We start from the raw sequence: 20,598 nt of genomic DNA, 5'->3' as shown, positions 1-20,598 counted from the left end.
CGAAACGAAATGTTCACCGTCCGCAAATCGTGCGGGCATGGTTGCGGGTATAACAATCGGAGACGGCACGTGCATCCGCTTCCGTTGCCGGGGAAATCGATCACCATTGTTTGCAAAGAGGGTTTAGGGGGAAAAAAGAATGGAAACTTTTCATGCGACGACGATCTTCGCCGTTCACCACCAAGGACGGGGGGCCATGGCGGGGGACGGTCAGGTGACGTTCGGCAACCAGATGGTGATGAAACATACCGCCCGGAAAGTCCGTCGCCTGTATCGCGGAAAGGTGGTGGCCGGTTTTGCCGGATCCGTCGCCGACGCGTTGACGCTGTTTGAAAAGTTTGAAGGCAAGTTGGAAGAGTACTCGGGAAGTCTCGAACGGGCGGCCGTCGAGCTTGCCAAGGAATGGCGCTCGGACAAGGTGCTTCGTCGCCTGGAGGCGATGATGATCGTGATGGATGCGGAACATCTCCTGCTCGTGTCCGGAACCGGCGAGGTGATCAAGCCGGATGACGGCGTGCTGGCCATCGGTTCGGGCGGCGCCTACGCCCTCGCGGCGGGGCGGGCGCTCAAGCGTCACGCTCCCCACATGACGGCGCGGGAGATGGCGGAAGCGGCTTTGTCCGTGGCTGCCGATATTTGCGTTTTCACCAACGACCGGATCATCGTGGAGGAGGTTTGACATGACCGCCATGAACCTCAGGGACAAATGGACGCCCAGACAGATCGTGGCCGAGCTGGACAAGTTCATCGTCGGCCAGAAAGAGGCAAAACGTGCCGTGGCCATCGCGCTCAGGAACCGGTACAGACGGATGCTGTTGCCCGCGGAACTGAGAGATGAGGTGCTTCCCAAGAACATTCTGATGATCGGGCCCACCGGTGTGGGGAAAACGGAAATCGCCCGCCGATTGGCAAAACTGGTCGGTGCCCCGTTCGTGAAATTGGAGGCCACCAAGTTTACCGAAGTGGGGTATGTCGGCCGGGATGTGGAGTCGATGGTCCGCGATCTGGTGGAAACGGGAATCCGGATGGTCCGTGCGGAGAAGCTGGAAAGCGTCAAGGACCGGGCCCGGGAGATGGCGGACGACCGGTTGGTGGAGTTGCTGGTACCGGACAAGCGTCAGACTCCTTCGTTCAAGAATCCGTTGGAACTGTTGTTTCAACAAGGCGGCGCCAATCAGACCCATGCGGATCCCCAGGAGCGCGCCAGATTGGATGAACGCCGACGGTCCGTGCGGATGAAACTTCTCCGCGGGGAACTGGAAAACGAGTGGGTGGAAATCGACGTGGAAGAACAGTCCACGATGCTCGGCATGTTTCCCGGTGCCGAGCAGATGGGGCTCAACATGCAGGAGATGTTGGGACATCTGCTTCCGAAACGGACCAAGAAGCGCAAATTGACCGTCAAGGAAGCCCGTGAGGTGCTCATCCAGCAGGAAGGGCAAAAACTGATCGACATGGACCAGGTCACCCAGGAGGCGCTTGCCCGGGTGGAGCAGTCCGGCATCATCTTTCTGGACGAGATTGACAAGATCGCCGGCAAGGACCGGCATGGTCCCGATGTTTCCAGAGAAGGGGTGCAGCGGGACATCCTCCCGATTGTCGAGGGTTCAACGGTGATGACCAAATACGGTCCGGTCAAGACCGATCACATCCTGTTCATCGCCGCCGGGGCGTTTCACCTCTCCAAACCGTCCGATCTGATTCCGGAGCTCCAAGGCCGGTTTCCGATCCGGGTGGAGCTGAAAGACCTGACGGCGGACGATTTTGTTCGGATCCTCACGGAGCCGCGGGGGGCTCTCGTCAAGCAGTACGCCGCGCTCCTTGAGACCGAAGGAGTCAAAGTGACGTTCACGGATGACGCGGTTCGCGAAATCGCCTTGATTGCCGCCGAAGTGAACGGACGGACCGAAAACATCGGTGCAAGGCGTCTTCATACCGTCATGGAACGGCTTTTGGAGGAGCTTTCGTTTGAAGCCCCGGAAATCGGCATGGGAGAAGTGGTCATCACTCCCGAATATGTCCGGCAACGCCTTCGTGACATCGTGGCCGACCGGGATCTGAGCCAGTACATTTTGTAGCGGGGAGCGCCATCCCCGCCTCTGAGGGGAGAAGGAGTCAAATGGAACTCCTGGCAAAGGCCAGAAGGATCAACAGGCTGTTGCAGCGAACGGGCGGACAGGCGGTCAGCTTCATGGAAATGTCCGAAGTGCTCAGTGACGTGATCAGGGCCAACATTTATGTCATCAGCCGGAAAGGAAAAATCCTCGGTCACGGCATCCGGCATGAAGGAGACGCGCTGACCCGTTTGCTCACGGACAGGCGCATTCCCGATGAATACAACCGTCTGCTCAAAAGCCGCCCCGAAACATCGGCCAATCTGGATCAAAACAGCGAATACTGTTTCGACCGTCGGCTCGGGAGCGCGCCCGTGCGTTCCTGGACGACGGTGGTGCCGATCATCGGCGGAGGGGAGCGCCTGGGAACGTTGCTTCTCACGCGGACGGCGGAGAAGTTTACCGACGATGATCTCGTGCTCGCCGAGTACGGCGCGACCGTGGTCGGAATGGAAATCCTGCGCATGAAAGCCGAGCAGGCCGAGCAGGAAACGCGGGAACGAACCATGGTGCAAATGGCGATCGGTTCCCTTTCTTTCAGCGAACTGGAGGCCGTGGAGCATGTATTTGAAGAGCTGGACGGCAGGGAAGGACTCCTGGTCGCCAGCCGGGTGGCCGACAGGGCCGGCATCACGCGTTCCGTGATCGTCAACGCGTTGCGCAAGCTGGAGAGTGCCGGTGTGATCGAATCCCGCTCTCTCGGCATGAAGGGCACCTACATCAAAATCCTGAACGATCGCCTTTTGCCGGCACTGGCCAAGCATCGGAACGGCTGATCCATTCGCACCGTTTGTTGCCGTGCTCATGTCCGTGGAAAGGATGCGTCGGAACTTGCGCCTGTCCGATGTCCGCCGTTTGCGGCAATTCCGGACAACCGTTCAACGTTGCCGGACGAGGCGGAGTCATGGTGAGGAGGAGCTTCGAAGAATCCGTCGTTTTCGCGTCAGCCGGCCGGATCCGCGGGGAATCGGCCGGCTTCTGTTTTTGTCCGGATTCGGACCGGTTTTTGCTTGCACCATCTCTTGGCAATGTGGTATATTCAACAATGGTGTGAAGCACACACGCCGGGGATAGTGGGCAGCAGGTGCCGGCACTTCGTCCGGTTGCTGCACTCGATGACTTCGGCGGAGGATCAACCAAACGAGGGAGGATTTTGACCCATGGCAGTCGTATCCATGAAACAGCTTCTGGAAGCCGGGGTCCACTTCGGTCACCAAACCCGTCGCTGGAACCCGAAAATGAGCAAGTACATCTTCACCGAACGGAACGGCATCTACATCATCGACCTGCAAAAAACGGTCAAGATGATGGAAACCGCCTACAACTTCGTGCGTGAACTGGCAGCCGGCGGCGGCAACGTTCTGTTTGTGGGAACGAAAAAACAGGCTCAGGAAGCCGTTCGCGAGGAAGCCACCCGTGCCGACATGTTCTATGTGAATCATCGTTGGCTCGGAGGCACGCTGACCAACTTCCAGACGATCAGAAAGCGCATTGAGCGCCTTCATGAGCTGGAGCGCATGGAAGAGGACGGAACGTTTGAAGTTCTGCCGAAAAAAGAAGTGATCCTGCTCAAAAAGGAAAAAGCGAAACTGGAAAAATTCCTCGGCGGCATCAAACACATGAAGAAACTGCCGGACGCCGTCTTCGTGATCGATCCCCGCAAAGAGCGGATTGCCGTGGCGGAAGCCCGCAAGCTGGGCATCCCGATTGTGGCCATCGTCGACACCAACTGCGATCCGGACGAAATCGATTACGTGATCCCCGGTAACGATGATGCCATCCGTGCCGTTCGTCTGTTCACCAGCAAGATCGCGGACGCGATTCTCGAAGGCAAACAGGGCGAACAGCAAAACGAATCCGCTTCCTGATCAAGGAGTGACAAGGGTGGCATGGGCCGGAAGGTTCCGTGCCCACCCTTTTTCATACGCGTCAGAGACCGGCTCAAGCAGATCAAAGGGAGGAGTGCCTCATGGCAATCACCGCTCAAATGGTGAAAGAGCTGCGCGAAAAAACCGGCGCAGGCATGATGGATTGCAAAAAAGCGTTGTCCGAAACCAACGGAGACATGGAAAAAGCCATTGAATGGCTGCGTGAAAAAGGCATCGCCAGCGCGGCGAAAAAGTCCGGCCGCATCGCAGCCGAAGGTGTGGTGGAATCTTACATCCACGCCGGCGGACGCATCGGCGTGCTCGTGGAAGTCAACTGCGAAACCGACTTCGTGGCCAAAACCGATCAATTCAAGAACTTCGTGAAAGACGTGGCCATGCAAATCGCGGCCATGAAACCGAAATATGTCCGGATCGAAGACGTTCCGGAAGAAGAAGTTCAAAAAGAACGCGAAATCCTGAGACAACAGGCTCTGCAGGAAGGCAAACCGGAGAACATTGTCGACAAAATGGTGGAAGGTCGTCTGAAAAAGTACTTCCAGGAAGTTTGCCTGCTTGAACAAGCCTTCGTGAAAGACCCGGACAAAACCATCGACAAACTGGTGAAAGAAACCATCGCCGTCTTGGGCGAAAACATCAACATCCGTCGTTTTGTCCGCTTCGAAATGGGCGAAGGCCTCGAGAAGCGTCAGGACAACTTCGCGGAAGAAGTCATGGCCCAGGTCAAGAAGGGCTGAACGGAACCATATGGGGAACACTCTGGGCGTGTTCCCCTTTTTTTAAGACGCAGCCTGACCGAAACAAGGGAACGGAGGAACACGATGAACACTCCCAAGTATCGACGTGTGGTTCTCAAATTGAGCGGAGAGGCGCTCGCCGGTGACCGGGGGTATGGCATCAGCTCCGATGTCATCGGGTCTCTCGCAAGCCAAATCAAGGAAATCACGGAGCTGGGAGTCCAGGTGGCCGTTGTTGTCGGCGGCGGAAACATCTGGCGGGGAATTCAGGGATCCTCCCGGGGAATCGACCGCGCCACGGCCGACTACATGGGCATGCTGGCCACCGTCATGAACTCCCTGGCGCTGCAGGATGCCCTGGAACGCATGGACGTCCCGACGCGCGTGCAGACGTCCATCGAGATGCGCCAGATTGCGGAACCCTACATCCGGCGCCGGGCCATCCGGCATCTGGAAAAAGGGCGGGTGGTCATTTTCGCCGCGGGCAACGGCAATCCGTTCTTTTCCACGGACACCACGGCGGCGCTCAGGGCCGCTGAGATTGAAGCGGAAGTCATCCTGATGGCCAAAAACAACGTGGACGGCGTGTATACGGCCGATCCCGGCAAAGATCCCACCGCAAGCAAATATGAAACGCTCACCTATCTCGAGATTTTGAACAAAGGCCTCAAAGTGATGGATTCCACGGCTTCTTCCCTGTGCATGGACAACAACATCCCGCTGATCGTTTTCAACATCAGCGAGCCGGGCAACATCCGCCGTGTCATCATGGGTGAACACATCGGAACTTTGGTAAAGGGGAGTATGTGAGATGATCAACGATATCAAAAAACAGGCACAGGAAAAAATGGACAAGGCCATTCAGGTGCTGAAAAAGGATCTTCTCACCCTTCGCGCCGGACGGGCCAATCCTGCAGTTCTGGACAAGGTGACGGTTGAATATTACGGTACGGAGATGCCTGTCAACCAATTGGCCAACCTGTCCACTCCGGATCCGCGCACGCTGATGATCCAGCCGTGGGACAAATCGGCTCTGGGAGCCATTGAAAAAGCCATTCTCAAATCCGACCTGGGTCTTACTCCCAACAATGACGGCAATGTCATTCGCATCACCATTCCTCCGTTGACCCAGGAACGTCGGAACGAATTGGTCAAGCTCGCCCGCAAGATGGGTGAGGATGCCAAAGTGGCCATCCGGAACGTCCGTCGCGATGCCAACGATGACATCAAGAAGGTTGAGAAAAACGGGGAAATTTCGGAAGATGAGGCTCGGCGCGGACAAGACGAGATCCAAAAACTGACCGACAAGTCGATCAAGGAAGTGGATCAGGTCGTGGCCGCCAAGGAAAAAGAAATCATGGAAATCTGACTTCGTCGAACAATCCCATATCCGTTCATCGGGTGAAGACCCCTTCGATCCGAGGGGGTTTTCTGTCTAACCCGACATTTCTTTTGCCGGTGCGGTGGTTTATACTTTACGGTATACGGGAGAGCACACGTTGCGGAGGAATGTTCATGATTGAATCGATCAAACGTCTGGTGGGGACGGACAAAAGCCAACCCCGAACCAGGGAGGAATTGATCGCGAAGATCCGGCAATCGCCGCTTCCCGAGCATGTTGCGATCATCACGGACGGGAACGGTCGTTGGGCGAAAAAGCGGGGGCTTCCCCGGACGGCCGGACACGCGCAGGGAATGAAACGAGTGCGGGAAATCATCAGAGCCGCCGATGAACTGGGAATCAAAGTCCTTACCTTCTATTCCTTTTCGACGGAAAACTGGAAACGTCCCAAGGATGAAGTGGAGTATCTCATGAAGCTTCCGTCGGAATTTTTGAAGACGGATCTTCAGGAACTGATCGAACGGAACGTGAAGGTGCAAATGCTTGGGGAAAAAAGCGCCACGCCTTCCTACACGCAATCCGCGCTGATGGAATTCGAGGAGCGTACCAAGCACAACACCGGACTGATTCTCAACTTTGCGATCAATTACGGATCGCGGGACGAGATTCTGAGAGCCGTGCGACAGATGATAGAGGACGTTCAAAATGGTCATATTGATAAGGACCGGATCGATGAAGAATTGATGAGTTCCTACTTGCTCACCCGCGGACTTCCGGATCCCGATCTGGTCATTCGCACCAGCGGGGAGATTCGCGTGAGCAATTTCCTGCTCTGGCAATTGGCATACAGCGAGCTCCTGTTCACCGATGTGCTATGGCCCGACTTTACACAGGAACACTTTTTCCTGGCCGTTGAAGATTACCAGCGTCGTTCGCGTCGATTCGGAGCGGTGTGACAAGACAGGGGATTTTGCCGATGAAACAGAGAATCATCACAGGCACGATCGGGGCAACGGGATTTTTGTTGCTTTTGTACCTGGGAGGCTGGTGGTACACTTCGCTCCTGTTCGTGCTTGCCTTGCTCGCATTTGTGGAATTTGCGGAAATGAAAGGAGTCGGCAGCGGATCATTTCCGGCATTGTTGGGAGTGGCCCTCGTCGGAATGATTTTTGCCGGTCGACTGAATGAAGCGGTCGGATTTGCCTGGAGCTTGGAGACGACGGACCTCCTTCTTGCCGCAACGGTGATTCTGTCTCTGTGGACCGTGTTGAGCCGGAATCGCTTCGATGTCTTCCAGGCGACTTGGATCCTTTTCGGGGCCTTATACATAGGGTACGGTTTCGCCGGAATGATGAAGACGATTTGGGAGCCGAACGGCTTGGCGCTTTCCCTCCTGGTGATTCTGATCACTTGGTTCAATGACTCCGGAGCCTATTTTGTCGGACGGAAATGGGGAAAAAGAAAGCTGTGGCCCGAAATCAGTCCGAACAAAACCGTGGAAGGTTCTGCTGCCGGCCTCGTTTTCGGTCTGGTGGCAAGTTTGTTTGTGTTCGGGGTGTTTCCCGCTTTGGGAAACTGGGTGGATGCCCTTTGGAAAGGGCTGCTCATTGCCGCGGCCGGACAACTGGGGGATCTGATCGAATCGGCTTGGAAACGGAGCGCGGGCGTGAAAGATTCCGGCTCCATTCTGCCGGGACACGGCGGAGTGCTGGACCGGTTCGACAGTCTGTTGTTCACGTTTATCGTTCTGAACCTGACCGGTCTGGTCTGATGGAAGGGGAGATAGCGGAATGTCGGAACGTATCGCCGTGCTCGGTTCAACCGGGTCGATCGGCAAGAGCACACTTGAGGTGATCAGACAGCACCCGGGACGGTTCGAGGTGGTGGCCCTTGCCGCCGGAACCAACGCCGAAGAAATGATTCGCCAGGTTCGCGAGTTTCGGCCGAAACTCGTCTCGATGGCCACCGCCGATGCAGCCCGTCAAGTGAGAGAAGCCGTCGGAGATCAGGTGGAAGTGTGGACGGGAGACGAAGGACTCATCGCCGTGGCGACCCATCCGGATGCCACGTATCTGGTTTCCGCTCTCGTCGGAAGCCGGGGGCTTCACCCGACACTCGAGGCGATCCGGGCGGGGAAGAAAATCGGCTTGGCCAACAAGGAAACGCTCGTGACGGCCGGACATCTCGTCATGGAAGAAGCGCGCCGCGCGGGGGTGATCATCCTTCCGATCGACAGTGAGCATTCCGCTCTGTTTCAGTGTCTCAACGGGGAACGGAAGGAAGACGTGAGCCGGATCATCCTCACGGCATCCGGAGGAGCTTTCCGGGACTGGGACCGGGAGAGGCTGAAGGAAGCGACCGTGGAGGATGCCCTGAAGCATCCCAATTGGTCCATGGGTGCCAAAATCACGGTTGATTCCGCCACCTTGATGAACAAAGGGCTGGAAGTGATCGAAGCTCATTGGCTGTTCGACATGCCTTACGAGCAGATCGACGTGGTGGTTCATCCGCAGAGCGTCATCCATTCCATGGTGGAATTCCGGGACGGAGCCGTCATGGCCCAGCTGGGGACGCCTGACATGAAAGTACCCATTCTGTACGCGCTCAGTCATCCGGAACGTCTGCCGCTTGATACCAAGCGCCTCGATTTTATGCAAATCGGACGACTTGATTTTCGCGCCCCCGATCCGGAGCGTTTTCCGTGCCTTCGGCTGGCGTACGAGGCGGGAAAAACGGGCGGTACGATGACCACGGTTCTGAATGCCGCCAATGAAGTGGCCGTGGACTTTTTCCTGAACAGACGATGCGGCTACCTGGCCATTCAAGAAATCGTGGAACGAACCATGGAGGCGCATTGTCCGGTCTCTTCACCCACGTTGGAACAAATCGGAGAGGCTGACCGTTGGGCCCGGGAATTCGCGGCGGGTCTTTTGACCCGAACCGCTTGATTCGGCCATGCAAACAGGCTGGGGGGACGGAACAATCATGGAAAAATTCTGGGTGTTTATCCCTGTTTTCTCACTGTTGGTCTTCGTTCACGAACTGGGACACTTTCTGTTTGCCAAACGGGCGGGCATCCTGGTGCGTGAATTCGCCATCGGATTCGGACCGAAGCTCTTCGGCTGGCAAAAAGGAGAGACGTTGTATTCCTTTCGGATTTTTCCGCTCGGCGGGTTTGTTCGCATGGCGGGTGAAGATGCGGAAACGTTGGAATTCAAAACGGGGGCACCGGTCGTCTGTGAAGTGGGACCGCACGGAAAGATTACGCACGTGTTTTTCCATGACCCCGGGGATCGCCGGATCGACCGGCGGGTTGCCGGAAAGGTGACGGATGCGGATCCCGAGAAAGAGTTGTATCTGGTTCTCGAGGATGAATCCGGCCGGGAAACGCGGTATGAACTGGATGCGGACGCCTGGATTCATTACGATCCGAAAAACCGTGTCCAAATCGCACCGGCCGATCGGCAGTTCGGCTCGAAGTCGGCAGGACAAAAGGCGATGGCCATTCTGGCCGGTCCGTTGTTCAACATCCTGCTCACCATTCTGCTCTTTGCCGTGTACGTGGGCATGACCGGTGTGGAGGACCGGCTGGTGGTGGGATCCGTCGTTCCGAACACTCCCGCCGAAAAGGCCGGAATCGTCGGGGGAGACGTCATTCTTGCCGTGAACGGTGAGAAGGTGAACACCACGGATTCCCTGCGTTACAAATTGCTCGACTCCAAAGGTCAAACGGTGACGGTGACGGTGGAGCGCGACGGCAACAATCTGGATCTTCCCGTCACCCCGCAGAAAACGGGAGAAGCGTATACCATCGGCGTTCAGTTTTATGTCGATCAGACAAGGCGGGATGCCACGTTCTCCGAATCGGTGGTCGCCGGGTTCAAGTTGACTTGGGAATGGACGGGCGTGATCATTGACGGCTTTGCAAAACTGGTGACCGGACAACTGTCGATTCAAAGTCTGGGCGGTCCGATCCAGATGGGGGACATCACCGGAAAAGCGGCTGAAGCCGGAATGGCTCCCCTCATCAAATGGACGGCGTTGCTCAGTCTCAATCTGGGGATTTTCAACCTGCTTCCGATTCCTGCCCTGGACGGCAGCCGGCTGGTCTTCATCGGACTGGAAGCGGTTCGCGGGAAGCCGGTCAGTCCCAGCAAGGAGAGCCTCGTTCATTTCGTGGGATTTGCCCTTTTGATGATGCTCATGCTGGTTGTCACGTTCAATGACATTCGCAAAATCTTTTTCGCTTGATGTTTCATTCGTCAATGACTGGGCGAATCGGCTCCATGCGGGGCCGATTTTTTTTGCTTCACCGCGAATACGAAGGCCGGAGGCGGGAATTCTGATCGTTTCTCTTTTTCTCGTTTCGAGCTCTTTCAAACATCAACTTTTTTTGTGTATAATGATGGATAACTTTCATGTGCTTGAATCGGGGAGGGGACCGGCCATGCGACAGAAACACGCACTCATTCCGACTCTCCGTACGGTCGCCGAAGCAGAGACGGCAAGCCATCGGCTGCTTCTTCGCGGAGGATTCATCCGGCAATTGGCGGCCGGTGTTTACACGTTTCTGCCTCTCGGGAATCGCGTGCTTCGGAAAGTGGAAACCATCATCCGGGAGGAAATGGACCGAATCGGTGCCCAAGAGCTTCTCATGCCGACGCTCCATCCGGCGGAACTCTGGCAGGAATCGGGCCGGTGGGCCAATTACGGTCCGGAACTGTTCAAGGTGACGGACCGGCACGAACGGAATTTTGCCATGGGGCCGACGCACGAGGAAGTGGTCACCGACCTTTTGAGAGGGGAAATCAATACATACAAAAAACTTCCCATGACCGTTTATCAGATCCAGACCAAATTCCGGGATGAAAAACGGCCGCGCTCGGGGATTCTTCGCGGCCGTGAATTCCTGATGAAAGACGCATACTCCTTCCACGCCGATCTTGAATCATTGGACCGGATGTACCGGAACATGTACGACGCCTATGTCTCCATTTTTACCCGCTTGGGTCTCGATTTCCGTGCCGTGGAAGCCGACTCGGGGGCGATGGGCGGCAAGGGAACGCATGAGTTCATGGCCTTGTCGGATGTCGGGGAAGACACGATCGCCATGTGTGAATCCTGTGATTATGCCGCCAATGTGGAGATGGCCGCAATCCGTTCCGTCGGCTCGGACAGCACGGGTTCGGTGAAGGATGAAGTGCCGCCCGTGAAGAAAGTCGCGACTCCGAACAAGGCAAGCATTGAAGAGGTGGCCGGATTCTTGGGACTGCCCACAAAGCGGCTGGTCAAGAGCCTGCTGTTCCTCGTGGACGGTGAGCCGGTATTGGTTCTGGTGCGCGGTGATCATGAAGCAAATGACGTGAAAGTGAAAAATCTGCTGGAGGGCAGCGCGGTTTCGATGGCGGATGAAGAGACGGTGTTTCGCGTTGCCGGAACGTTGCCGGGATTCGTCGGGCCGGTCGGCTTGAAGCAACCGGTCAGAATCATTGCCGACCATGCCGTTGCCGAACTCGATGAACTGGTGGTGGGCGCCAATGATCAAGATGCACATCTTCTGCATGTGAAGATCGGCAGAGATTTTCATGTGGACGAAGTGGCTGATCTGCGGCTGATCCGCCCCGGAGACGCCTGTCCGCGCTGCGGCGGTGTGATCGGATTCCGGCGGGGGATCGAGGTGGGACACGTTTTCAAGCTGGGTACCCGGTACAGTGAAGTGATGAATGCCCGTTTTCTCGATGCGGACGGAAAAGAGCGGCCGTTCATCATGGGCTGTTACGGAATCGGGGTCTCACGCGTGGTGGCAGCCATCGCGGAGCAGCATCGCGACGAGCACGGGATCATCTGGCCCGTGGCCGTGGCGCCGTTCCAGGTGCATCTGATCACCGTCAACGCGAAAAACGATGAACAGGTTCGTCTCGCCGAAACCCTGTATGACCGGCTGCGAAATGCCGGATATGAAGTGCTTTATGACGATCGTCCCGAACGGGCCGGAGTGAAATTCAAGGATGCGGACCTGATCGGGATTCCGGTGCGGATCATCGTCGGAGCCAAAGCGGGGGAGGGAATGGTGGAACTGACACTCCGTCGAAGCGGAGAAACCGCCGAATGTTCCGCTTCCGAGGTGCAACGTCAATTGCCGGACTGGCTGAAGCGAAGTGACATTTCGGATCAACGGTGATCCTGGTACTTCGACCTCGGATGGTCGTTTTTGGAAAATCCGTTGCCTTGCCGATCAGGGCGACGGGTTTTCTTATTCCGGATCTTGTGCGCGGTTTGCTGCGACCTTCTTGTGTGTTTGGATGTTGCCGTTCGGGTTTCGAAACCTGACATGGAAACAAGTTGTATTTCGAAGGAATTTCTGTTTCGGGAAATATTTTTTTATAAAGGGGGTTGCATTCCAGATCAGGGCATGCTATATTGGAATACGTCGCCGCGAAAACGGCGATGCGAAAGAAACACGCACGCACCTTGAAAATGGGATATGGAATGTAAAGCCAAGTCGCGATAACACCGGAAGAGAACCGAGCAGCTTGAAGGTGAAGCTGGTAAGGGCGCACGGTGGATGCCTTGGCGCCAGGAGCCGATGAAGGACGGGGCGAACTCCGATAAGCCTCGGGGAGCCGTAAGCAGGCTTTGATCCGGGGATCTCCGAATGGGGCAACCCACCGGCTGGAAGAGCCGGTACCACCACCTGAATCCATAGGGTGGCTGGGGGCATACCAGGGGAACTGAAACATCTTAGTACCCTGAGGAAGAGAAAGCAACCGCGATTCCCTGAGTAGCGGCGAGCGAAACGGGAACAGCCCAAACCGTTTGCCTTCGGCAAACGGGGTTGTAGGACGTCTCACATGGAAGTCACAAAGGTTTGGGATAGGCGAACTGGTCCTGGAAAGGCCGGCCACAGCAGGTAACAGCCCTGTAGCCGAAATCCGAAACCCTTCCGAGGCGATCCTGAGTACCGCGGGACACGTGGAACCCCGTGGGAAGCAGGGAGGACCACCTCCCAAGGCTAAATACTCCCTGGCGACCGATAGTGAACCAGTACCGTGAGGGAAAGGTGAAAAGCACCCCGGGAGGGGAGTGAAAGAGAACCTGAAACCGTGTGCCTACAATCAGTCGGAGCTCCCTTGAGGAGTGACGGCGTGCCTTTTGTAGAATGAACCGGCGAGTGACGGTCACGTGCAAGGTTAAGGTGAGAAGCCGGAGCCGCAGCGAAAGCGAGTCTGAACAGGGCGTTTGAGTACGTGGCTGTCGACCCGAAACCGGGTGATCTACCCATGTCCAGGATGAAGTTCCGGTAACACGGAATGGAGGTCCGAACCTGTTGGTGTTGAAAAACCATAGGATGAGGTGTGGGTAGGGGTGAAATGCCAATCGAACCCGGAGATAGCTGGTTCTCCCCGAAATAGCTTTAGGGCTAGCCTCGAAGAGGAGTCGCGGAGGTAGAGCACTGATTGGGCTAGGGGCCCTCCCCGGGTTACCGAACTCAGTCAAACTCCGAATGCCGCAGACTTTGGTCTTCGGGAGTCAGACCGCGAGTGCCAAGATCCGTGGTCAAAAGGGAAACAGCCCAGACCGCCGGCTAAGGTCCCCAAGTGACCGTTCAGTGGTAAAGGATGTGGAGTTGCCGAGACAACCAGGATGTTGGCTTAGAAGCAGCCACCATTCAAAGAGTGCGTAATAGCTCACTGGTCAAGTGACTCTGCGCCGAAAATGTAACGGGGCTAAACGGTCCACCGAAGCCGCGGATCGTGCCTTCGGCACGATGGTAGGGGAGCGTTCCAGGCAGCGGCGAAGCCGGTCCGGAAGGATCGGTGGAGCGCCTGGAAGTGAGAATGCCGGTGTGAGTAACGAAAAGAGGGGTGAGAATCCCCTCCGCCGAAAGCCTAAGGGTTCCTGGGGAAGGTTCGTCCGCCCAGGGTCAGTCGGGACCTAAGTCGAGGCCGAAAGGCGTAGACGATGGACAACAGGTTGATATTCCTGTACCACCTGCAGCCGTTTGTACGATGGGGGGACGCAGGAGGATAGGGGATCGCGCGATCGGAAGTGCGCGTTCAAGCGGTTAGGCCGGAGAGCAGGCAAATCCGTTCTCCATCCAGGCGGAGCCGTGATGACGAGGGAAACTTCAAGTACCGAAGTCCTTGATTCCACACTGCCAAGAAAAGCCTCTAGGAGGATGCAGGTGCCCGTACCGCAAACCGACACAGGTAGGCGAGGAGAGAATCCTAAGGCGCTCGGGAAAACTCTCGCTAAGGAACTCGGCAAATTGACCCCGTAACTTCGGGAGAAGGGGTGCCCCGGTAGGGTTCACAGCCCGAGGGGGCCGCAGTGAAAAGGCCCAGGCGACTGTTTAGCAAAAACACAGGTCTCTGCGAAGCCGCAAGGCGATGTATAGGGGCTGACGCCTGCCCGGTGCTGGAAGGTTAAGGGGAAGGGTTAGCTTCGGCGAAGCTCTGAACCGAAGCCCCAGTAAACGGCGGCCGTAACTATAACGGTCCTAAGGTAGCGAAATTCCTTGTCGGGTAAGTTCCGACCCGCACGAAAGGCGTAACGATCTGGGCGCTGTCTCGGCGAGAGACCCGGTGAAATCGTACTGCCTGTGAAGATGCAGGCTACCCGCGACTAGACGGAAAGACCCCGTGGAGCTTTACTGCAACCTGATATTGAATTCGGGTACAGCTTGTACAGGATAGGTGGGAGACTGAGAAGCCGGAGCGCCAGCTTCGGTGGAGTCGTCGGTGGGATACCACTCTGGCTGTGCCGGGGTTCTAACTCGCTGCCGTCATCCGGCAGGAGGACCGTGTCAGGCGGGCAGTTTGACTGGGGCGGTCGCCTCCCAAAAGGTAACGGAGGCGTTCAAAGGTTCCCTCAGCGCGGTCGGAAATCGCGCGTCAGAGTGCAAAGGCAGAAGGGAGCTTGACTGCGAGACCCACAAGTCGAGCAGGGACGAAAGTCGGACTTAGTGATCCGGTGGTTCCGTGTGGAAGGGCCATCGCTCAACGGATAAAAGCTACCCCGGGGATAACAGGCTGATCTCCCCCAAGAGTCCACATCGACGGGGAGGTTTGGCACCTCGATGTCGGCTCATCGCATCCTGGGGCTGTAGTCGGTCCCAAGGGTTGGGCTGTTCGCCCATTAAAGCGGTACGTGAGCTGGGTTCAGAACGTCGTGAGACAGTTCGGTCCCTATCTGTCGCGGGCGCAGGAAATTTGAGAGGAGCTGTCCCTAGTACGAGAGGACCGGGATGGACGCACCTCTGGTGTACCAGTTGTTCCGCCAGGAGCACCGCTGGGTAGCCATGTGCGGACGGGATAAGCGCTGAAAGCATCTAAGCGCGAAGCCCCCCTCAAGATGAGATTTCCCATTCCCTCGTGGAAGTAAGACCCCTTGCAGATGACGAGGTAGATCGGTCCGAGGTGTAAGCGCAGCAATGCGTTCAGCTGACGGATACGAATCGGTCGAGGGCTTCACCTCACTTCTTCTCTTCCACATCACGCTTGCTTTACACTCCATACTCATTTTCAGGGTGTGTGGCCTCCCGAAGGGAGGACAACAAAACCTGATCAAACCTGTCTGGTGACCATAGCGGAGGGGTTCCACCCGTTCCCATCCCGAACACGGAAGTTAAGCCCTCCAGCGCCGATGGTACTGAGGGATGGCCCTTGGGAGAGCAGGTCGTTGCCAGGCAGGTTTTTTGCGTTTTCTTTTGAAGTGAATTTATTCGGTTGACAGACTGAATGAATTATGCTAATTTCAAACTGCAAATGATCGGCTTTTCGTTGGATACGCTCCCTTAGCTCAGCAGGCAGAGCGCTTCCATGGTAAGGAAGAGGTCACCAGTTCGAGCCTGGTAGGGAGCTCCAACTTTGGCGGTCAGGGATCCGTATCCCTGCCGGTTCGGTTGAACAAGGCCCCGGATCATACCGGGGCCTTGTTGTTTGTCATGGCTTGTCGGTGATCGTCCCGTCACGGACGCAGCCGGGAACGGACGCTGACATCCGTCCGGGAAAGAGCACCGTCGATGTTTTTCGGGTTCGATCATGATCGCAAGGTCGCGGATTCCGTTCCGGGACCTTTTTTGCTTTCCAAGGTCAAGGTACGGCCGAAACCGGGGGACGAAAACGGCATCCCTGGGTCCGACATGGAAGATGTTCGGGGGGACAAAAAGCGGGGATGTTCGACCGTTTGAAAAGCCATTTTGTGTACATATTGTGAACTGAGCGAATTTTTTTTGATTTCCCCATGGGAGAAAAAAGGGAAAATGGACGCGGCTGGAAAATATATTCTGACCATGGGGGGGATACATAAATGAAAAAGATCAACATCACAAAATTCTCGCTGATTGCAATGGTTCTCGCGCTGGCACTCGTGATTGCTCCGGCGGGAGCCATGGCACAATCCACGGCAAAAATTGACTTGAACGTGGATCTGTTGGGGAAAGCGAATATCTTGAACATTGTGAAAGTGGGCGGCGACTGCAAGGCGATTTGGGTCAAGGTGAAAGTCGGCAACCTGGTCGGCAAGGAACTCGGAAAAGTGGTCAACAACCTCAAAATCGAAGTTCCGTATGAAATCTACTGGTACCCGAATCTCGGTGCCGTGGACGGCAAACTGGTGGCTGACGGCAAACTGCAGGTGAAAGGTGAAGACGAAACGCTCACCGTTCGTTACGAACCGGCCAAAAATCCGAACGGTCCTGCCGGGATTTATGCCATCAAGCTGAAACTTGCCGTCAACAGCAAACTCCTTGACAACTTGGCAGTGGCCGCGCGGGTGAAAGTCAACGGTCCTTGCGATGGTGACAACGGCAACAACAACCCGCCGGACAACAACGACGATGACAACAACAACAATCCGCCGGACGACAACGACGACAACAACAACAACAACAACCCGCCGGACAACAACGACGACAACAACAACAACAACCCGCCGGACAACAACGATGATGATGACAACAATAACAACAACAACCCGCCGAAAGACGACGACAAGAACAACAACAAGCCGCCGAAAAACGATGACAACAATCAAGGTGGACAGTTGCCCAAAACGGCCACCAACCATCCGAACGGCATGCTGGCTGGTTTCGGGCTGCTGATCATCGGCTTGGCCGCGTTGTTCTTCGCTCGTCGTAAAGGAATTCAATAATCTTTGAAAAACACGCTTTCCCACTCGGGCACGAACATCGTGCCCGTTTTTCTTTGGTTCCGGAGATGGTTGACAGAATGATTCCAGACCGGCAAGTCCCAGGGTCTGCGCCGATTCCTAAAACGGGATACAATATGATGGAAGGCCGAAAATTGAAGAGAGGGGAATGCGTTGATGTCGAATCGGGCAAGAAGAGAAAAGCCGAATGACCGGGAGCTTCGGGAGAGATTGACGGAAATGCAATACCGGGTGACACAGCAAAACGGAACGGAGCCCCCGTTTCAAAACGAATATTGGGATCATGAGGAAGAAGGAATTTACGTGGACGTGGTGACCGGGGAACCGTTGTTCAGTTCGCTGGACAAATTTGATTCGGGCTGCGGATGGCCCAGTTTCACCCGGCCCATTCATGAGGATCAGGTGGTGGAACGCCCCGATTACTCCCATGGAATGATCCGTACGGAAGTGAGAAGCCGGGAGGGAGATTCCCACTTGGGGCACGTGTTTGATGACGGACCGGCTCCCACCGGTTTGCGTTACTGCATCAATTCCGCCGCTCTCCGGTTCATTCCCAAGCGGGATCTCGAGCGGGAAGGTTACGGAGAATACCTGGCTCTTTTTGATGAATGAAGAAACCCGGAATCCACTGGCGTGGGTTCCGGGTTTCGGTTTCGGATCATTCGTTCAGCAAGCGTTCGAATTCGTCCAGCTTCTGTTCAAACACTTTCAGCGCTTGTCGGATCGGTTCCGGATCCGTCATGTCGACGCCCGCTTTCTTGAGCACGTCGATCGGTGTCTCGGAACTGCCGGCTTTGAGGAAGCGGAGATACCTGTCGACCGCGGGTTTTCCTTCTTCGATGATCTGTTTGGACAGGGCCGTTGCGGCGCTGTATCCGGTGGCGTACTGATACACGTAATAATTGTAATAGAAATGCGGAATCCGTGCCCACTCCAAACCGATTTCCGGATCGACGACGATCTCGTTGCCGTAGTACTTCTTGTTCAGTTCGTAGTACGTTTCGGTGAGCGATTCGGCCGTCAAAGGTTCGCCGTTTTGCGCTCTTTGATGGATGATGTGCTCGAATTCGGCGAACTTCGTTTGTCTGAATACCGTGGCCCGGAACGAATCCAGGTCGTGGTTGAGCAGGTACAGCCGTTTCTTTTTGTCATCGGTGGAACGGAGCAAATAGTGGCTGAGCAGAGCTTCGTTGCAGGTGGAGGCCACTTCCGCCACGAAAATGCTGTAATCTCCGTAAACGAACGGTTGGTGTTTGCGCGTGAAATAACTGTGGACCGAGTGTCCGAATTCGTGCGCCAGCGTGAACAGGTTGTCAATGTTGTCCTGCCAGTTCATCAGAATGTACGGATTGGTCGCATAAGATCCGGACGAGTAAGCACCGCTCCTCTTTCCTTTGTTTTCATACACGTCCACCCAGCGGTTTTCGAAAGCTTCCTTGACAACCGTGATGTATTCTTCTCCCAGAATGTCCAGACCCTTGAGCAGGACTTGTTGGGCTTCCGGGTACGTGATCTTGAAATCGACGTCGCTTACGAGCGGGGTGTACAGATCATACATGTGCAGTTCGTCCAGTCCCAACGCCCGTTTGCGAACGGCCACATACCGATGCAACAGGTGGAGGTGTTCGCGAATGGTTCCGATCAATTGTTCATGCACGGATTCGGGAATATGGTTTTGGAACAGAGCGGCATGACGGGCCGAAGGATGGCGGCGGGCCCGCGCATAAAAATTGTTTCGCTTGACGGCCCCGGACAACATGGCGGCAAAGGTGTTGCGGAATTTGCCGTACGTATGGTACAACCCTTCGAATGCCGCTTTCCGAACCTCCCGGTTCTTGCTTTCCAAAAGATGGATGAACCGCCCGTGGGTGATCTGAACCGGTTCTCCGTTCTCGTTTTGAATCACCGGGAATTCAAGATCCGCATTGTTCAACATGCCGAATGCGTTCATCGGAGTCCGCAATGCGTCCGACGCCATCGCAAGCAGCTCTTCTTCCTTCTCCGAAAGAATGTGCGGACGTTGTTTTCCCAGCATTTCGAGTTCGTGTCGGTAGACGCGGAGTTCTTCATTCTCCTCCAGGAATTTTTGAATCGTTTCCTCCGGAATCGCGAGGATTTCCGGTTCCATGAATGAGAGGGCTCCCGCCGTTTCGGTGTACAGGGATTTTGCCTTGTCGTTCAGACCTTGGTAGAACGAGTTGGTCGTGTCCTGGTCATAACGCATGTGGGCATATGTATACAATTTTTCGACTCTCAGCAGCAGCGCATCCCGGTTTTTCAGGGCGGTCAGAAGATCGTGGGAGGAGTTTCCCAGCTTGCCCCGGAAATTGCGCACCGAGGGAATCATCGCCCTGACCTTTTCAAATTCCTCGTTCCACAGGTCATCCGTGGCGAAAATGTCCTCCAGCCGCCACGTGTATTCAACGGGTATCTCGGATCGATCGGGCAATGGTTTGCCGTTTTGCACTGACATTGTCCTCTCCCCTTCCGGGTGAATTCAGCCGCACCATTGCGGATATCGGAATAAAGGTTCATTCCCATTTTATCAGAAATCGGAAAGAAGAGGCAGAATTCATTGAACCGGGCGGAACACGAAAGGTGAATGAGACGGTCCGCGTACACCGGGAAACGGGCGATCATCGATGTTTCGGAGACGGAGCGGGCAGGCCGGGCGGTTTCGCCGGAGCTGGAGAGCCACAAATGTGCCGCGTTCCGTTGCATCGAAGACAGGGGATATGTTATAATCACTGTGGCAATACTAGGGGTAAGATACGTCCGGGAGCGAAAAGAGTGGGTACCTGCCCACTCTTTCCGTTTTGTGTGAACGGAAACCCCGGTTACAGGAAGAAGGAGGACAATTCGTTGGCAGAAAGAGTCACCGACGCAGTTGCAAAGCTGGCTCTCCCGGTGTTGGAAGCCGAAGGGCTGGAACTCGTCGAAGTGGAATTCACGAAAGAAGGGTCCAACCGGTTTCTGAGGGTGTATATCGATCGCGATGATCGTCCCGTGGACCTGGATGACTGCACACGGGTCAGCGAAAAGTTGAGCCTGCTTTTGGACAGGGAAGACCCGATTCCGGAAGCATACATTCTGGAAGTGTGTTCGCCGGGAGCCGAGCGGCCGCTGAAAAAGGATAAGGATTTTCGCAAGGCGGTCGGCAAGCACGTTCATGTCACCACGTATGAAGCGATTGACGGGAAAAGCGTTTTTGAAGGAGTTCTCGCCGATTTTGACGGTCGGACGCTGACGATTGCGGAGCGGAAGAAAACGGTGCAGATTCCGCTGGACAAAGTGGCCAAGGCGAGATTGGCGATTGTTTTTTAAATTCGAAGGGAGGACAAGTGACC

General features: G+C 55.7%; 16 protein-coding genes, 1 tRNA gene and 2 rRNA genes. 18 read left to right on the top strand and 1 reads right to left on the bottom strand.

Annotated features, from left to right (window positions below; all coding sequences use genetic code 11):
• Positions 1-139: 139 nt before the first annotated feature.
• The 17 genes from hslV to msrB all read left to right on the top strand — a co-directional run bounded on the left by hslV (position 140) and on the right by msrB (position 17,863).
• Positions 140-679, top strand: coding sequence for an ATP-dependent protease subunit HslV (gene hslV, locus EG886_RS07540; protein ID WP_124727559.1), 540 nt, complete (start codon positions 140-142; stop codon positions 677-679).
• 1 nt (position 680) lies between these two features.
• Entirely contained in the window at positions 681-2,078 is a 1,398-nt protein-coding gene (hslU, locus tag EG886_RS07535; RefSeq protein WP_420894139.1) for an ATP-dependent protease ATPase subunit HslU, read from the top strand.
• A 41-nt stretch (positions 2,079-2,119) separates the two neighbouring features.
• Positions 2,120-2,890, top strand: a complete 771-nt coding sequence (gene codY / locus EG886_RS07530) for a GTP-sensing pleiotropic transcriptional regulator CodY (protein WP_124727558.1) — start codon at positions 2,120-2,122, stop codon at positions 2,888-2,890.
• A gap of 384 nt (positions 2,891-3,274) precedes the next feature.
• On the top strand, positions 3,275-3,982 hold the full coding sequence (rpsB, locus tag EG886_RS07525; RefSeq protein ID WP_124727557.1) for a 30S ribosomal protein S2: 708 nt from the start codon (positions 3,275-3,277) through the stop codon (positions 3,980-3,982).
• A 101-nt stretch (positions 3,983-4,083) separates the two neighbouring features.
• Positions 4,084-4,737: a translation elongation factor Ts gene (tsf, locus tag EG886_RS07520; RefSeq protein WP_124727556.1), complete on the top strand. Its 654-nt coding sequence runs from the start codon at positions 4,084-4,086 to the stop codon at positions 4,735-4,737.
• 84 nt (positions 4,738-4,821) lie between these two features.
• Positions 4,822-5,547: a UMP kinase gene (gene pyrH / locus EG886_RS07515; RefSeq protein WP_241154283.1), complete on the top strand. Its 726-nt coding sequence runs from the start codon at positions 4,822-4,824 to the stop codon at positions 5,545-5,547.
• A gap of 1 nt (position 5,548) precedes the next feature.
• Positions 5,549-6,106, top strand: a complete 558-nt coding sequence (gene frr / locus EG886_RS07510) for a ribosome recycling factor (RefSeq protein WP_124727554.1) — start codon at positions 5,549-5,551, stop codon at positions 6,104-6,106.
• Between the two features lie 146 nt (positions 6,107-6,252).
• Positions 6,253-7,035 carry an undecaprenyl pyrophosphate synthase gene (locus EG886_RS07505; protein ID WP_124727553.1) on the top strand — a complete coding sequence of 261 codons (783 nt, stop codon included), beginning with the start codon at positions 6,253-6,255 and terminating at the stop codon, positions 7,033-7,035.
• A 20-nt stretch (positions 7,036-7,055) separates the two neighbouring features.
• Positions 7,056-7,850, top strand: a complete 795-nt coding sequence (locus EG886_RS07500) for a phosphatidate cytidylyltransferase (protein ID WP_124727552.1) — start codon at positions 7,056-7,058, stop codon at positions 7,848-7,850.
• Positions 7,851-7,869: 19 nt separating this feature from the next.
• Entirely contained in the window at positions 7,870-9,027 is a 1,158-nt protein-coding gene (locus EG886_RS07495) for a 1-deoxy-D-xylulose-5-phosphate reductoisomerase (RefSeq protein ID WP_124727551.1), read from the top strand.
• A 37-nt stretch (positions 9,028-9,064) separates the two neighbouring features.
• Positions 9,065-10,330 (top strand): RIP metalloprotease RseP, encoded by a 1,266-nt coding sequence (gene rseP, locus EG886_RS07490; protein WP_164491722.1) that lies wholly within the window; start codon positions 9,065-9,067, stop codon positions 10,328-10,330.
• A gap of 196 nt (positions 10,331-10,526) precedes the next feature.
• Entirely contained in the window at positions 10,527-12,260 is a 1,734-nt protein-coding gene (locus EG886_RS07485; protein WP_124727549.1) for a proline--tRNA ligase, read from the top strand.
• Positions 12,261-12,617: 357 nt separating this feature from the next.
• A 23S ribosomal RNA gene (locus EG886_RS07480) occupies positions 12,618-15,556 on the top strand.
• Positions 15,557-15,654: 98 nt separating this feature from the next.
• Positions 15,655-15,769: ribosomal RNA gene (gene rrf / locus EG886_RS07475) — 5S ribosomal RNA — on the top strand.
• A 100-nt stretch (positions 15,770-15,869) separates the two neighbouring features.
• A tRNA-Thr gene (locus EG886_RS07470) sits at positions 15,870-15,945 on the top strand.
• A gap of 445 nt (positions 15,946-16,390) precedes the next feature.
• A complete protein-coding gene (locus EG886_RS13730; protein ID WP_164491721.1) occupies positions 16,391-17,233 on the top strand; it encodes an LPXTG cell wall anchor domain-containing protein in 843 nt (280 codons plus the stop codon).
• A 174-nt stretch (positions 17,234-17,407) separates the two neighbouring features.
• On the top strand, positions 17,408-17,863 hold the full coding sequence (msrB, locus tag EG886_RS07455) for a peptide-methionine (R)-S-oxide reductase MsrB (protein WP_124727547.1): 456 nt from the start codon (positions 17,408-17,410) through the stop codon (positions 17,861-17,863).
• A 46-nt stretch (positions 17,864-17,909) separates the two neighbouring features.
• On the opposite strand, the gene pepF is transcribed toward msrB, so the two are convergent.
• Positions 17,910-19,724, bottom strand: coding sequence for an oligoendopeptidase F (gene pepF, locus EG886_RS07450; RefSeq protein WP_124727546.1), 1,815 nt, complete (start codon positions 19,722-19,724; stop codon positions 17,910-17,912).
• 389 nt (positions 19,725-20,113) lie between these two features.
• Here pepF and rimP point away from each other — a divergent pair, with 389 nt between their 5' ends.
• On the top strand, positions 20,114-20,575 hold the full coding sequence (rimP, locus tag EG886_RS07445; protein WP_206425301.1) for a ribosome maturation factor RimP: 462 nt from the start codon (positions 20,114-20,116) through the stop codon (positions 20,573-20,575).
• Positions 20,576-20,598: the final 23 nt, after the last annotated feature.

The sequence above is a fragment of the Staphylospora marina genome (genome assembly GCF_003856495.1).
In the GTDB taxonomy this organism is placed as follows: Bacteria; Bacillota; Bacilli; order Thermoactinomycetales; family Thermoactinomycetaceae; genus Staphylospora; species Staphylospora marina.
The sequence above is the reverse complement of the archived record's forward strand: the minus strand, read 5'-3'. Positions and strand labels throughout refer to the sequence as shown.

What these genes read in the sequence shown, in the direction of transcription:
- hslV (WP_124727559.1), top strand. Translation starts at nt 140, where the DNA reads ATGGAAACTTTTCATGCGACGACGATCTTCGCCGTTCACCACCAAGGA.
- hslU (WP_420894139.1), top strand. Translation starts at nt 681, where the DNA reads ATGACCGCCATGAACCTCAGGGACAAATGGACGCCCAGACAGATCGTG.
- codY (WP_124727558.1), top strand. Translation starts at nt 2,120, where the DNA reads ATGGAACTCCTGGCAAAGGCCAGAAGGATCAACAGGCTGTTGCAGCGA.
- rpsB (WP_124727557.1), top strand. Translation starts at nt 3,275, where the DNA reads ATGGCAGTCGTATCCATGAAACAGCTTCTGGAAGCCGGGGTCCACTTC.
- tsf (WP_124727556.1), top strand. Translation starts at nt 4,084, where the DNA reads ATGGCAATCACCGCTCAAATGGTGAAAGAGCTGCGCGAAAAAACCGGC.
- pyrH (WP_241154283.1), top strand. Translation starts at nt 4,822, where the DNA reads ATGAACACTCCCAAGTATCGACGTGTGGTTCTCAAATTGAGCGGAGAG.
- frr (WP_124727554.1), top strand. Translation starts at nt 5,549, where the DNA reads ATGATCAACGATATCAAAAAACAGGCACAGGAAAAAATGGACAAGGCC.
- EG886_RS07505 (WP_124727553.1), top strand. Translation starts at nt 6,253, where the DNA reads ATGATTGAATCGATCAAACGTCTGGTGGGGACGGACAAAAGCCAACCC.
- EG886_RS07500 (WP_124727552.1), top strand. Translation starts at nt 7,056, where the DNA reads ATGAAACAGAGAATCATCACAGGCACGATCGGGGCAACGGGATTTTTG.
- EG886_RS07495 (WP_124727551.1), top strand. Translation starts at nt 7,870, where the DNA reads ATGTCGGAACGTATCGCCGTGCTCGGTTCAACCGGGTCGATCGGCAAG.
- rseP (WP_164491722.1), top strand. Translation starts at nt 9,065, where the DNA reads ATGGAAAAATTCTGGGTGTTTATCCCTGTTTTCTCACTGTTGGTCTTC.
- EG886_RS07485 (WP_124727549.1), top strand. Translation starts at nt 10,527, where the DNA reads ATGCGACAGAAACACGCACTCATTCCGACTCTCCGTACGGTCGCCGAA.
- EG886_RS13730 (WP_164491721.1), top strand. Translation starts at nt 16,391, where the DNA reads ATGAAAAAGATCAACATCACAAAATTCTCGCTGATTGCAATGGTTCTC.
- msrB (WP_124727547.1), top strand. Translation starts at nt 17,408, where the DNA reads ATGTCGAATCGGGCAAGAAGAGAAAAGCCGAATGACCGGGAGCTTCGG.
- pepF (WP_124727546.1), bottom strand. Translation starts at nt 19,724, where the DNA reads ATGTCAGTGCAAAACGGCAAACCATTGCCCGATCGATCCGAGATACCC.